We start from the raw sequence: 13183 nt of genomic DNA, 5'->3' as shown, positions 1-13183 counted from the left end.
TTGGGGTTTGACGCGCTCTATGCGCCGGAACTTCGGTGCGCAAGTTGCGTTGGAAAAGGAAGGCCGGAGTCTGCTGATCCGGCATGAATACGAATTGAGGGCAAGGACGAGAGTTATGGCCGAAACGACCAAGACCACTGCGCCGAAGAAGCGTAAGACCAGTGCCACAAAGAAGACCACCACATCCGCAAAGCCGCGCAAGAGCGCGGTCAAGAAACCCGCAACCAAGGAGACCACTGCCGTGACCAAGACCGCAGACAATCGCACCGAAGCAAAGTCGCGCTTCAACGCGGCGCTCGAGGAAGCAAAGGCAGGCGCCGCCGCGTTGAAGGCGGAAGGCCGTGATCGCGCGGTAGCCTATCGCGACCAAGCGAAGGGTAAAGGCGAAGATTGGGTAGCCGAAGCCAAGGCCTATGGCGAAGAAGCCAAGGTCAAGAGCAAGGAACTAGCTGTCGAAGGTAAGGCCAAGGCCGGCGAAGGCCTGCGCGCCCTGAGCCGCCTCGTGAGCGACAATGCCTATCAGGTCGACGAAAAGGTTGGTGCCAAATACGGCGACTATGCCCGCACCGCCTCGAAGTCGCTCGATGAATATGCCACCAAGCTGGACGCCAAGAGCGTCGACGACCTGGTCGAAGACGGTCGGGAATTCGTCCGCAAGAGCCCTGGCAAGGCGCTCGGTATCGCAGCGATTGCAGGGTTCCTCCTTTCGCGGCTATTTCGCCGTTCGCGCTGAAGCGAACAGGAGGGGCTGCAATGCGGGATGATGACGGTGAGCGGACCCAGGACTATACCGGACCGCTCGACCTGCCCGACGATTACGGTGCCCCTGAAGACGAAGAGTCCCAGGCTGGTCCCTCGCTGACTGACGACATCTCGGCGTTGATCGAGGATGGCAAGACCTACGCTGAAGCCGAACTCGCCTTCCAGAAAAGCCGCGCCGCCTTCACAGCAGACCGCGCCAAGGGAGCAGCCGGATTTGCGCTACTTGGTCTGGGCTTTCTCCACCTTGCACTGATCGCCGCTACGGTAGGGATCCTCTTCGCATTGATCCCTACCGTTGGCGCCTGGGGTGCTACGGCGATCGTCACGATCGCGCTGCTGGTCGGGGCGGCGGTGCTGCTTCGCCTGGTCAAGGCCCGTATCGATGAGATCGCCTCCGCTTTCGGGGAGGACAAGCAGTGAGCGAGTTGCGTTGCCGGATGATCTCCGACCGCCACCTGCGCGATTCTGCGCGCGCGCTTGTCGAGGCTGACGTCGAGAACCTCAAGACGACCTACTCGCAGAAGGGTCTTACCGCCCGCGCCATGGACATGGTCCGCGAGGGAGCGGTCGATATCTACGAAGAAGCGGTCGAAGTCGCCGACGACAATCGCGGTGCGCTGGCTGCATTGATTGCCGCCATCGTGGTCTGGTTCGCGCGCAATCCCATATTGTCATTGTTCGGCCTGGGCGAGGATATTGACCCTGCCCCCGACGACACTGGCAGCTGAACTCGAAAACGGAGCCCCCATGTCTGAAGTCCACACCCTCACCACCCCCAAGACGGACGAGCAGAAGCGTGAGGCCCTGCGCGCCCGGATCGAGGCCGCGCAACAGCGCAACTCCGAACGCACCTTGGCCGAACAGGCTCGCCAGGCAGCGGACGAGGCGATCGCTTTCACCCGCAAGCATCCGCTTGCCGTGGTCGGCGGGGTGATCTTCGCCGGTTTCGCGATCGGTGCCATGACCAAGAGCGGTCGCAAAGTGGGCAAGCGCGGAAGCGTTTTGGTGAACCTCGCGCTGGAATCGGCCTTCGCATATGGCGCGAGAATGCTCCAGGAAGCCTTGGTGACCGCGCGTGATGCAGGGGACAGGCTTGAAGATATCGGCGATAGCGCGGCCACGACTGCCCGCGGCCTGCGACGGGACGCGGCCTACAAGTTCGACGTTGCGACCGATGCGGTTCGGGCAAAGTCGCGTAAGGTGGCACGCAAGGGCTCACGCGCAGTCCGCTCGCTCAAGGAACGCACAGGGCGGTAGTCCCCGCGGGGAATACGATGCCGTAGCGGCGCGACAGGGTTGCCTGCCGCGCCGCTTTCGCTATGGGGCCAGCCAATCCGAAAACCAGCCAAACCTCCCCTCCCCAAGGAGTTTCAATAGTCATGGAAGAAAAAGAGAGCAAGCAGACGCTCTATCTCGTCATGGGCGGCCGTGTCACAGATCCTCGCGCGGTGACTTTCGCCGATCCCGAGGGCATCCACGTTGCCGGCGTGTTCAGCAGCTATGACGCGGCGGTCGACTCCTGGCGGGCCAATGCCCAACGCACGGTCGACGACGCCGAAATGAAGTACGTCGTGGTCCACCTGCACAAGCTGCTCGACCCGGGCGCCTGAACGCACCATGGCCTACTCCATCAGGCCGTTTCGCGACGATGATGCCGAGGTCCTCCCGCTTGTCTGGCGAGAGGCGATAGTTCGGGTGGGGGCGCTCAAGTATTCACCGGAGCAGGTGACGGCCTGGTTACGTTGGCAAGCGACGCCGGAAAAGTTTCGCAGTCGCGTGGCGGATGGTGCGATCATTCTCGTCGCCGTTGACGCCGATGACAGGCCCGTCGCCTATGCCTTGCTTGAGCAAGATGGCCACCTCGACCACTTGTACAATCATCCGGGGCACACTCGCCAAGGCCTCGCTGCCCGCCTGTTAGGTGAGGCGGAGGCATTGGCGCGCAGTTGGGGCGTAACGAGACTCTACTCGGAAGCGAGCGACCTTGCGCGACCCGCGTTCGAGCGCGCGGGCTACGTCATGATGCACAAGCGTGAATTTGAGATCGACGGTGTGCAGATCCACAACTGGGCGATGGAAAAACCGCTCTGAGAGCGGCTTTCCGGCTCAGATGAACTCGATCTTCTCGACCAGGTAAAACTTGTCGCCCGAAGGGACCGTCACTTCGACCTCTTCGTCAACCTGCTTGCCGATCAGCGCCCGACCGATCGGCGAGTTGTAGCTGATTCGGCCCTTGTTCGCGTCTGCTTCGGTCTGGCCGACGATCTGGTATCGCACCGGCTTGTCGTTCTCGTCGAGCAAAGTAACGGTCGCACCAAAGATCACCTTGTCGCCCGAAAGCGTCGTCGGGTCGATGATCTGCGCGCGGCTGACCTTGTCCTCGATATCGGCGATCTGCGCCTCGACCTGGCCTTGGCGTTCCTTGGCCGCGTGATATTCCGCGTTCTCCGAGAGGTCGCCATGCGCGCGCGCTTCCTCGATCGCATCGACGATCTTCGGGCGTTCGGCGCGCAGCACCTTGAGGTCCGCTGTCAGCTTTTCATAGCCCTCTGCCAGCATCGGCACCTTTTCCATGGGCCTTCGTCCTTCCTGTTCCCGGCTCCCTCAGGGACAATTCGAACCCGGTCCGCAGCTTGCGGAGCCTTGCGGGTCCAAATGTGAGGGGAGCGCGCGTGTGTTCTCGTCAGCTATAATAGTCTTGCAAAGAACGCACTTCAAGCTGGCTCGGCGAAACCTCTGCTATCGAGCGCGCAACCGCCAGGCAGGCGGTCGCCGTCGTATAGTAGGGAAGCTTCTTCTCCAGCGCGCTCGCGCGGATCGATTGACTGTCTAGCAACGACTGCCAGCCTTCGGTGGTGTTGAAGATCAACGCCACTTCCCCGTCGATGATCGCATCCACGATGTGCGGGCGGCCTTCCGCGACCTTGTTGACCCTTTCGACATCGAGACCCTTGGCTTCGAGGAAGCGCTGCGTGCCGCCGGTGGCAATCACCTTGAACCCATGATCGAGCAGCGTCTTCACCGCTGGGACGATGATTTCCTTGTCGCTATCCTTGACCGAGACGAACAGCGTACCCTGCTGTGGAAGGGTCATGCCGACGCCCAGCTGCGACTTGAGAAAGGCCGCAGGGAAACCGTAATCGATACCCATTACCTCGCCCGTCGACTTCATTTCCGGGCTGAGCACCGGGTCGGACCCCGGGAAGCGGCTGAAGGGGAACACCGCTTCCTTCACTGCCATATGCTTGGGCCGGATGTCGAAAGGCTCGAAGCTGCGCAGGTCTTCACCTGCCATCACCCGCGCGGCAATCTTGGCAATCGGGCGGCCGATAGCCTTGGCGACGAAGGGCACCGTGCGGCTTGCGCGCGGGTTTACCTCGATCAGGTAGACCTCCCCGTCCTTCACCGCGAACTGCACGTTCATGAGACCACGGACCTGTAGCGCCTTGGCCAAAGCCACGCCTTGGCGTTCCATTTCGGCAACGATTTCATCGGGCAGGCTATAGGGTGGCAGCGTACAGGCGCTATCGCCCGAATGGACGCCAGCTTCCTCGATATGCTGCATCACGCCTGCGATTCGCACCTCCGAACCATCCGAAACCACATCGACATCGCACTCGATCGCGTCCCGCAGGTATTGGTCGACCAGCACCGGGCTGTCGCCCGAAACATTGACCGCCGTATTGATGTAGTCATCGAGCTGCGCCTCGCTGTCGACGATCTCCATCGCACGGCCGCCAAGGACATAGCTGGGGCGCAGGAGCACCGGATAGCCGATGGATCGAGCGACCGCGACGGCCTCGTCGCGGCTGCGGGCAATGCCGTTTTCAGGTTGCTTCAGCTTGAGCTTGGCGACCAACTTGGCAAAGCGTTCGCGATCTTCGGCAAGGTCGATCGCATCCGGACTGGTGCCGAGGATCGGGATCCCCTCACGCTCCAACGCCGCGGCCAGCTTGAGCGGGGTCTGACCGCCGAACTGCACGATGACGCCGACGAGTTCGCCCTTCGACATCTCGACCCGCAGGATTTCGAGCACGTCCTCTTCGGTCAACGGCTCGAAATAGAGGCGGTCGGAGGTGTCGTAGTCGGTCGAAACCGTTTCGGGGTTGCAGTTGACCATGATCGTTTCGAAGCCGGCTTCGGACAGGGCGAAGCAGGCATGGACGCAGCAATAATCGAACTCGATGCCCTGCCCGATGCGATTTGGGCCGCCTCCCAGGATGACGACCTTCCTACGATCACTGGGTTGCGCCTCATCCTCGGGTTCGCCGAAGGTCGGCGCCTCGTAGGTCGAGTACATGTAGGGCGTCACTGCTTCGAACTCGGCCGCGCAGCTGTCGATGCGCTTGTAGACCGGTAGCACACCGAGCTTGTGGCGCAGGTCGCGCACTTCCTGCTCGCTCGTGGCGCCCGCCATTGCGCGCAGGGCATCGTGCAGCAGGCCCGAACGCTTGGCCTGCGTTTCGCCGAGGCCGCCCGCGACCCCGACCGAACGGACTGCCAGCGTGGCCAGGCGCTTGTCGGAAAAGCCCATCGCCTTGAGGCGCCGCATCTCGGTCGCGTCGCGCGGCAAGCCATTGTGACCGATCATCTTCTCTTCGTAGATGATCGATTCGATCTGCCGCAGGAACCAGGGATCGAAGCCGGTGATAGGCTGGATTTCCTCGACGGTCAGGTCCTCGCGGAACGCCTGCGCGATCTTGAGGATGCGGTCAGGCGTGCGCTGGCTGAGCGAGGCAAAGATCTGGTCCTTCGGCATGCCTTCGAGCTCGGGCACGCGATTGAAGCCATCCAGTCCGGTTTCGAGCCCACGCAGGGCCTTCTGCACGCTTTCCTGGAAGCAGCGGCCGATCGCCATGACCTCGCCGACCGACTTCATCGCGGTCGACAGCTCCGCCTTCGCCCCCTTGAACTTCTCGAAGGCGAAACGCGGGATCTTGGTAACGACGTAGTCGATGGTCGGCTCGAAGCTCGCCGGCGTCGCGCCGGTGATCTCGTTCTGGATCTCGTCGAGCGTATAGCCCACGGCCAGCTTCGCCGCGACGCGCGCAATGGGGAAGCCGGTGGCCTTGGACGCCAGCGCCGATGAACGCGAGACACGCGGATTCATTTCGATCACGATCAGGCGGCCATCCTTCGGATTGACTGCGAACTGTACGTTCGAACCACCTGTTTCTACGCCGATTTCACGCAATACCGCGATCGAGGCGGTACGCATGATCTGGTATTCTTTGTCGGTCAGCGTCAACGCCGGCGCCACCGTGATCGAGTCACCGGTATGCACGCCCATCGGATCGACGTTCTCGATCGAGCAGATGATTATCGCGTTATCCTTACGGTCGCGAACCACCTCCATCTCGTATTCCTTCCAACCGAGGAGCGATTCCTCGATCAGGACTTCGGTGGTGGGCGATGCGTCGAGACCTTCGCGGACGATCTTCTCGAACTCGGCCTTGTTGTAGGCGATGCCGCCCCCGGTGCCACCCAGCGTAAAGCTCGGACGAATGATCGCCGGGAGGCCGGTCATTTCGAGCACCGCAAAGGCCTCGTCGACCGTGTTGGCGACCCCGCTGCGCGCGCTTTCGAGGCCAATCTTGTCCATTGCCTCGCGGAAGCGCTGCCGGTTCTCGGCCTTGTCGATCGCATCGGCATTGGCGCCGATCATCTGGACGCCATATTTCTCCAGCACGCCCATCCGCTCGAGATCGAGCGCGCAGTTGAGCGCCGTTTGCCCGCCCATGGTCGGCAGCAACGCGTCAGGGCGCTCCTTCTCGATGATCTTCGCGACGATCTCGGGTGTGATCGGCTCGACATAGGTGGCGTCGGCCATTTCCGGATCGGTCATGATCGTGGCGGGGTTGGAATTGACCAGGACGACCCGGTAACCCTCCTCGCGCAGCGCCTTGATCGCCTGCGTGCCCGAATAGTCGAACTCGCAAGCCTGGCCGATGATGATCGGCCCGGCGCCGATGACGAGGATCGAGGAGATGTCAGTGCGTTTGGGCATTAAATTTTTCCGCCAATCCAGAGTGCTACAACAATTGCGATGATCCCGATCATCGCGCCGACCCACCCAGCCCAAGAAACTGAGTTGGCAGGTTGCGGATTTGCTGAGGTGATATTGTTCACAGGAGTGAAGTTGTTGGTAATTTGAAACGGTAGGGGAGATGCGGAGTCGCTAGGCTGTTTTCCCGGCGCGGCACACTCACGCTCAAAGGTGAGTAGCTTCCAACCGTCGCGGGCGACAATCAGCGCTTCATTGGTGGCATCCGTCAATATTTCTTCTTTGGACCAGTCCACCTTGAAAGTTTCTGCACCCAAAGAATCTAGAACGTGGGAAAGCGCATCAGCGATACAATCGTGGCGGAGAGCGGCCGCCACTTTGCCGTCGAGGGTTCTTGACACGATTAGAAGATTTTCATTCTCCCAACCTTTGATCGAAGAGTTGATGAGGGCAGGCTCCCCCTTGATTGAATAGGCAGAGGCTAATTCGAGTAAGTTCGGAATTGCCCCCGTTTGTTTGTGCCCCTCGATGACGAGAGCGACCTGCATCTGTCCTCTGATGCGCTCAACAGAGTTCACCCCAGCATCCCCACGAACTTCTCAAAGAGGTAGAAGCTGTCCTGCGGTCCGGGGCTCGCCTCGGGGTGATATTGCACGCCGAAGGCCTTCTTGCCCTTGATCGAAATGCCGCAATTGGTGCCATCGAACAGCGAGACGTGGGTCTGCTCCACTTCGGGCGGCAGCGTATCGGCATCGATCGCGAAGCCGTGGTTCATGCTGGTGATCTCCACCAGACCTTCGCTCTCGCTCCAGCCTCCGCCGACGCGCTGGACCGGGTGGTTTGCGCCGCGGTGGCCCTGATGCATCTTGGCAGTCTTGGCGCCGGCGGCGAGGCCGAGCATCTGGTGGCCGAGGCAGATGCCGAATAGCGGGATATCGCGTTTAAGCAGACCGTGGATCACAGGCACCGCATATTCACCCGTCGCAGCCGGATCGCCCGGACCATTCGAGAGGAACACGCCGTCAGGCTGTAGTCGAAGTATATCCTCGAGCGAGGTGCGCGCGGGCACCACGGTGACCTTCGCCCCCGCCTTCACGAGGTTGCGGAAGATGTTGTCCTTCGCGCCATAATCGATGGCAACGACATGTGGACGTGCCGCCCCGCCTTCGGTGTAACCGAAACCAAGCTGCCAGTGTCCGCCGCGCCAGTCTTCTTGGCTCTCACGGGTCACGCTGGGAACGAGGTCGAGACCTTCCAATCCGCTCCATCCGGCTGCCTGCTTCTTGAGCGCCTTGAGGTCGAATTCGCCGCGCGGACTGTGTGCGATGACCGCATTGGGTGCGCCATTGAGGCGAATACGGCGCGTCAGCGCGCGCGTATCGATCCCCGACAGGCCGATCTTGCCATGGGCCACACACCAGTCGACAAACTCCTGCTGCGCACGGAAGTTCGATTGCGGGGTTATCTCCTGCCGTACCACCAGCCCGACCGCGCCGAGACCGCGGCTCTCCACGTCTTCCTCGTTCGCGCCGACGTTGCCGATGTGCGGGAAGGTGAAGGTGACGATCTGGCTGTCGTAGGAGGGATCGGTCATCACCTCCTGGTACCCCGTCATCGCGGTGTTGAAGCAAACTTCGCCCACCGCGGATCCAGTGGCGCCGAAGCCTTTCCCCCAAATGGTCGTCCCGTCCGCAAATACGAGGACTCCAGTCGCGCCTTTAGGTTGCGCGTGCGAAAATGCGGACAGGGCCATGGGCTCTCCGAGTCAGGGGTTTCCGGCGATGTGTGCTAAGTCATTGCCGCTAGGGATGCCGACGAGTCCCGTCAACCCGCCTTTGTCCACAAGGCTTGGCTTTATCGTCCATGGCCCTACATGGGCGAACCAACTCCATCCTATAGCGATACAGGTATTCTCATGCTCCGCGAGACAATCCAGGCCGAAACCGTCACTGCCATGAAGGCGAAGGACAAGGACCGCACAGCCGCGCTCCGCCTGATCGGTGCGAAGATCAAGGATCGCGATATCGAGCTACGCACGGCCTCGAGAAAGCCCGAAGACGACGAGTTGGTGACTGACGTGCTGCTCAAGATGGCCAAGCAGCGCCGCGAATCGATCGAAATGTACGAGGCCGGTGGGCGGCAGGAGCTTGCCGACAAGGAAAAGGTCGAACTGGCTGTGATCGAGGAATTCCTGCCCAAGCAGATGGGCGAGGACGAGACTCGCGCCGCGATCGCCGCGATCAAGGCAGAGATCGGTGCGGAAGGTATCAAGGATATGGGTCGCGTGATGGGCGAGCTAAAGGCCCGTCACGGTGCCACACTCGACATGAGCAAGGCCAGCGGGCTCGTCAAAGAGGCGCTCTCCTGAACGCTTCGCCTGCGGACAAGCCTGTGGAGGGCGCGAACGCGCGCTAGCCCTACCCCTGCCCGACCTATAAGGTCTGCGACCTTATGGTTCTCTCACCCCAATGGCTCGACGAATTGCGCGCGCGGACTACCCTGTCCGCGGTGATCGGTCGTACCACGCGGCTGACCAAGGCGGGGCATGAGTTCAAGGCCTGCTGCCCGTTCCATAACGAGAAGACCCCGAGCTTCTACGTCAACGACGCCAAGGGTTTTTACCACTGCTTTGGCTGCGAGGCGCATGGTGACGTGATCCGCTGGATGACCGACCAGCGCGGAATGTCGTTCATGGACGCCGTGAAGGAACTGGCGGCGCAGGCCGGGATGGAAGTTCCGCGTGCAGACCCGCGCGAGGCCGAACGCGCCGAGCGGCGGGCGGGCCTGCACGATGTCACCGCCGCCGCGCAGGAGTGGTTCGAACACAACCTGCGCGCAGCCGAAGGGGCCCATGCCCGCGCCTATCTGGGCCGCCGGGGGTTTTCCGAAGCAATCGTTCGGGAGTTCGGCTTCGGCTACGCGCCGGAGGACCGCCAAGCACTCAAACGCGCCCTCGCCCGGTTCGAGGAACCGATGCTGGTCGAAACCGGAATGCGGATCGCGGTCGAGGACAAGGACCCATACGACCGCTTCCGCGATCGCCTGATGCTGCCGATCCACGACACCCGCGGTCGAGTGATCGCCTTTGGTGGGCGGATTCTCGACGCAGACGCCAATCCCAACGCGCCTAAGTATCTCAACAGTCCGGACACGCCGTTGTTCGACAAGGGGCGCACGCTCTACAATCTGCATCGTGCCGCACCCGCTGCGCGCCAGAGCGGTCGGCTGATCGTAGTCGAGGGCTACATGGATGCTATTGCGCTCGCCAATGCCGGCATTCGCGAGGCGGTCGCACCGCTAGGCACTGCGCTGACGGAAAACCAGCTCGAGCTGTTGTGGCGCCAGGTCGAACGACCGATCCTGTGCCTCGATGGGGACAACGCCGGCCAGCGCGCCGCGATGCGCGCCATCCAGCGCGCGCTGCCTCTGCTGCGACCCGGGCATTCGCTCGCGATCGTCAGACTGCCAGCAGGCCTCGATCCAGACGACCTCCTGCGCGAGCAGGGCGTCGCGGCGCTGGAGCGACTGCTGGCGGAGCCGGCCAGCCTGCTCGACATGCTGTGGGAGTTTGAGAAAGCGGCCGGGCCGCTCAACTCGCCAGAGGACAAGGCCGGGCTCAAGGCGCGGCTGATGGACCATGTCGAGGCGATCCAGCACCCCGATATCCGCGCGCTCTACAAGCGCGAACTGTCCGATCGTTTCTCGGCCTTCGCCTTCCCACCGCGCCTGCAGCGCGAGTTCACCCCTCATCGCGAGTGGAAGAAGGATGGTTGGAAACAACAGGCTCCAACACTCGATCCCCGCGCGGCAGAGCGCCTGCGACGCGCCATGTCTGGCGGTGCGCGCGATTCGCTGGGACGCGCAGTCCTTGCCGGACTGATGCGCTACCCAGATCAGATCGCCCGTCATGAGCACGCCCTCTCCGACTTCGCCCGGCGTGACCAAAATGTCGGTCCTGCGATCGATTCGTTGCTTGAAGCGGCCGAGGCGCTTGATTTGCGCGGGCAATCGCCCATATCGCACCTTCAAGGCCTGCCTGCCCCACCCGAGAAAGCTCATTTCGCCTTCCTTGATGAAGGCATCGACCCGGGTGATGCGCGCGAGGATCTGGCCGAGGCTGTGTCGCTGCTGGTCGAAAGGCCCGCGCTCGAATCCGCTTTGGCGGAGGCGACCGCGCGTTTCGAACGCGACCCGGAAGGTTCCATCGCCGAACAGGCCAGATTGCGCGAACGCTTGCTGGCCCTTAACGAGCGATTGAAACAGTTCGGGCGGCGAAAGGCTGCAGCGACAGGCGAATCGGATTCATGACCGCGGTGGGTGTCGGGCCCGGGTGCGGCGCAAGATTGGGTTGACTTACTTTATGGCCACCAAGTCGAAGTCCGGCGACAAGGACGACGCACCGCTGATCGATCTCAACGAGGCCTCGATCAAGAAGCTCATCAGCAAGGCAAAGAAAAAGGGCTACGTCACCTATGACGAGCTCAACGATGCCTTGCCGCAGGGCGAGATGAGTTCGGATCAGATCGAAGATATCCAGTCGGCGCTGTCCGACATGGGCGTGCAGATCGTCGAGACCGACGAGGATGCGGAAGCTGCCGAAGAAGCCGATGGCGAAGTCGGTGAAATCGCCGCTGACGATAGCGATGACGATGATGACGACGATGATGATGGCAAGCCGGTAAAGAAGGCGGCCACCACCACCCGTAAACTCGCCGCGGGCGAGCGGACGGATGACCCGGTGCGCATGTACCTGCGCGAAATGGGTGCAGTGGAACTGCTCAGCCGCGAAGGCGAAATCGCCATCGCCAAGCGCATCGAGGCCGGCCGCGACATGATGATCATGGGCCTGTGCCAGAGCCCGATCACCTTCCACGCGATCATCCAGTGGTCCGAAGCGCTCAACAATGAAGAAATGCAGCTGCGCGAGATCCTCGATCTCGATGCGATGCTTTCGAAGGAGCCGCCTGCCGACAAGCTCAACGACGACGCCGAAGACGATGACGACGACGGTGAGATTTCCGAGGCGACTGCCGGTCCGACCATTCGCGACGACGATGAAGTCGAGGAAGAGGAAGACGCCGACGGGGACGAGGATGAGGACGGCGAAGGCACCTCCAAGCGCCGTGAAGAGGACGACGACGAGGACAACACCATGTCGCTCGCCCAGATGGAGGCCGCGCTCAAGCCCGATGCGCTCGAGCGCTTTGCCCGGATCACCGACCTGTTCGGCAAGTTCGAGAAGCTCCAGGGCGAACGCGTCGACGTGCTGGGCCGCGGCGACGCTTTCCCGCCGGCCAAGGAAAAGAAGTACGAAGCGCTGAGCGATCAGCTCACCGCTGAGGTCGAGAGCGTGCAGTTCCACGCGACCAAGATCGAATTCCTGGTCGACAATCTCTACGCCTTCAACCGTCGCCTGACGGCGCTGGGCGGCCAGATGCTGCGCCTGGCGGAGCGTCATAAGGTCAAGCGCGCCGACTTCCTCGATGCCTATATCGGCAACGAACTTGACGACGCCTGGCTCGCCGAACGGGCCGGCAAGGACAAGAAGTGGGCCGCCTTCGCCGAGAAGGAAGCCGACGCAGTCGAGCGCATCCGCGCCGAGATTTCGGATATCGCCAGCCAGACCGGCATGTCGCTCAGCGAATTCCGTCGCATCGTCAACATGGTCCAGAAGGGCGAACGCGAAGCGCGTATCGCCAAGAAGGAAATGGTCGAGGCCAACCTTCGCCTCGTGATCTCGATTGCGAAGAAATACACCAACCGCGGCCTGCAGTTCCTCGACCTGATCCAGGAAGGCAACATCGGCCTGATGAAGGCGGTCGACAAGTTCGAATACCGCCGCGGCTACAAGTTCAGCACCTACGCGACATGGTGGATCCGGCAGGCGATCACTCGCTCCATCGCCGACCAGGCGCGCACGATCCGTATCCCGGTCCACATGATCGAGACGATCAACAAGCTGGTCCGCTGCTCGCGCCAGTTCCTCCATGAGGAAGGTCGCGAACCGACGCCGGAGGAAATGGCCGCACGTCTTTCGATGCCGCTCGAGAAGGTTCGCAAGGTGATGAAGATCGCCAAGGAACCGATCAGCCTCGAAACGCCGATTGGCGACGAGGAGGATTCACACCTCGGCGACTTCATCGAAGACAAGAACGCGATCATCCCGGTCGACGCGGCAATCCAGGCGAACCTCAAGGAAACGGTTACCCGCGTCCTTGCCTCGCTCACCCCGCGTGAAGAACGCGTGCTGCGCATGCGCTTCGGCATCGGTATGAATACCGATCACACGCTTGAAGAAGTGGGCCAACAGTTCTCGGTTACCCGTGAGCGTATCCGCCAGATCGAAGCCAAGGCGCTGCGCAAGCTCAAGCATCCGAGCCGCAGCCGCAAGATGCGCTCGTTCCTGGATCAGTAAGT

General features: G+C 61.9%; 13 protein-coding genes. 9 read left to right on the top strand and 4 right to left on the bottom strand.

Features of this window, described 5'->3' with window-relative positions; translation table 11 throughout:
* Positions 1-115: 115 nt before the first annotated feature.
* From HQR01_RS09125 to HQR01_RS09100, 6 genes are all read left to right on the top strand, one after another.
* Positions 116-733, top strand: coding sequence for a hypothetical protein (locus HQR01_RS09125; RefSeq protein ID WP_173214508.1), 618 nt, complete (start codon positions 116-118; stop codon positions 731-733).
* 20 nt (positions 734-753) lie between these two features.
* The gene (locus HQR01_RS09120) at positions 754-1182 is read left to right on the top strand and encodes a phage holin family protein (protein ID WP_173214506.1); all 429 of its coding nucleotides are present in this window, start codon (positions 754-756) and stop codon (positions 1180-1182) included.
* Positions 1179-1490 (top strand): hypothetical protein, encoded by a 312-nt coding sequence (locus HQR01_RS09115; protein WP_173214504.1) that lies wholly within the window; start codon positions 1179-1181, stop codon positions 1488-1490. The genes HQR01_RS09120 and HQR01_RS09115 overlap by 4 nt, the downstream gene beginning before the upstream one ends.
* A 19-nt stretch (positions 1491-1509) precedes the next feature.
* Positions 1510-2019: a hypothetical protein gene (locus HQR01_RS09110; RefSeq protein ID WP_173214502.1), complete on the top strand. Its 510-nt coding sequence runs from the start codon at positions 1510-1512 to the stop codon at positions 2017-2019.
* A 122-nt stretch (positions 2020-2141) separates the two neighbouring features.
* Positions 2142-2372, top strand: coding sequence for a DUF4170 domain-containing protein (locus HQR01_RS09105; protein WP_173214500.1), 231 nt, complete (start codon positions 2142-2144; stop codon positions 2370-2372).
* 7 nt (positions 2373-2379) lie between these two features.
* Positions 2380-2853, top strand: a complete 474-nt coding sequence (locus tag HQR01_RS09100) for a GNAT family N-acetyltransferase (protein ID WP_173214498.1) — start codon at positions 2380-2382, stop codon at positions 2851-2853.
* Positions 2854-2868: 15 nt separating this feature from the next.
* On the opposite strand, the gene greA is transcribed toward HQR01_RS09100, so the two are convergent.
* The 4 genes from greA to carA form a co-directional block, all read right to left on the bottom strand.
* Positions 2869-3336 carry a transcription elongation factor GreA gene (greA, locus tag HQR01_RS09095; RefSeq protein WP_173214489.1) on the bottom strand — a complete coding sequence of 156 codons (468 nt, stop codon included), beginning with the start codon at positions 3334-3336 and terminating at the stop codon, positions 2869-2871.
* A 109-nt stretch (positions 3337-3445) separates the two neighbouring features.
* On the bottom strand, positions 3446-6769 hold the full coding sequence (gene carB / locus HQR01_RS09090; RefSeq protein WP_173214487.1) for a carbamoyl-phosphate synthase large subunit: 3324 nt from the start codon (positions 6767-6769) through the stop codon (positions 3446-3448).
* On the bottom strand, positions 6769-7344 hold the full coding sequence (locus tag HQR01_RS09085) for a hypothetical protein (RefSeq protein ID WP_173214480.1): 576 nt from the start codon (positions 7342-7344) through the stop codon (positions 6769-6771). Before HQR01_RS09085 ends, carB begins: the two co-directional genes overlap by 1 nt.
* A complete protein-coding gene (gene carA, locus HQR01_RS09080; protein WP_173214478.1) occupies positions 7341-8519 on the bottom strand; it encodes a glutamine-hydrolyzing carbamoyl-phosphate synthase small subunit in 1179 nt (392 codons plus the stop codon). The genes HQR01_RS09085 and carA overlap by 4 nt, the downstream gene beginning before the upstream one ends.
* Positions 8520-8681: 162 nt before the next feature.
* Between carA and HQR01_RS09075 the strand changes: the two genes are divergently transcribed.
* The 3 genes from HQR01_RS09075 (at position 8682) to rpoD (ending at position 13181) form a co-directional block, all read left to right on the top strand.
* Positions 8682-9134: a GatB/YqeY domain-containing protein gene (locus tag HQR01_RS09075; RefSeq protein ID WP_173214470.1), complete on the top strand. Its 453-nt coding sequence runs from the start codon at positions 8682-8684 to the stop codon at positions 9132-9134.
* 83 nt (positions 9135-9217) lie between these two features.
* Entirely contained in the window at positions 9218-11074 is a 1857-nt protein-coding gene (gene dnaG / locus HQR01_RS09070; RefSeq protein WP_173214469.1) for a DNA primase, read from the top strand.
* 52 nt (positions 11075-11126) lie between these two features.
* The gene (rpoD, locus tag HQR01_RS09065) at positions 11127-13181 is read left to right on the top strand and encodes an RNA polymerase sigma factor RpoD (RefSeq protein ID WP_173214468.1); all 2055 of its coding nucleotides are present in this window, start codon (positions 11127-11129) and stop codon (positions 13179-13181) included.
* Positions 13182-13183 lie beyond the last annotated feature (2 nt).

The sequence above is a fragment of the Erythrobacter mangrovi genome (assembly GCF_013260645.1).
In the GTDB taxonomy this organism is placed as follows: Bacteria; Pseudomonadota; Alphaproteobacteria; order Sphingomonadales; family Sphingomonadaceae; genus Qipengyuania; species Qipengyuania mangrovi.
Note: the sequence above shows the minus strand (reverse complement) of the source record. Positions and strands in the feature narration are given on the sequence as shown.

Coding starts and splice junctions, on each gene's coding strand:
- HQR01_RS09125 (WP_173214508.1), top strand. CDS start 116: ATGGCCGAAACGACCAAGACCACTGCGCCGAAGAAGCGTAAGACCAGT.
- HQR01_RS09120 (WP_173214506.1), top strand. CDS start 754: ATGCGGGATGATGACGGTGAGCGGACCCAGGACTATACCGGACCGCTC.
- HQR01_RS09110 (WP_173214502.1), top strand. CDS start 1,510: ATGTCTGAAGTCCACACCCTCACCACCCCCAAGACGGACGAGCAGAAG.
- HQR01_RS09105 (WP_173214500.1), top strand. CDS start 2,142: ATGGAAGAAAAAGAGAGCAAGCAGACGCTCTATCTCGTCATGGGCGGC.
- HQR01_RS09100 (WP_173214498.1), top strand. CDS start 2,380: ATGGCCTACTCCATCAGGCCGTTTCGCGACGATGATGCCGAGGTCCTC.
- greA (WP_173214489.1), bottom strand. CDS start 3,336: ATGGAAAAGGTGCCGATGCTGGCAGAGGGCTATGAAAAGCTGACAGCG.
- carB (WP_173214487.1), bottom strand. CDS start 6,769: ATGCCCAAACGCACTGACATCTCCTCGATCCTCGTCATCGGCGCCGGG.
- carA (WP_173214478.1), bottom strand. CDS start 8,519: ATGGCCCTGTCCGCATTTTCGCACGCGCAACCTAAAGGCGCGACTGGA.
- HQR01_RS09075 (WP_173214470.1), top strand. CDS start 8,682: ATGCTCCGCGAGACAATCCAGGCCGAAACCGTCACTGCCATGAAGGCG.
- dnaG (WP_173214469.1), top strand. CDS start 9,218: ATGGTTCTCTCACCCCAATGGCTCGACGAATTGCGCGCGCGGACTACC.
- rpoD (WP_173214468.1), top strand. CDS start 11,127: ATGGCCACCAAGTCGAAGTCCGGCGACAAGGACGACGCACCGCTGATC.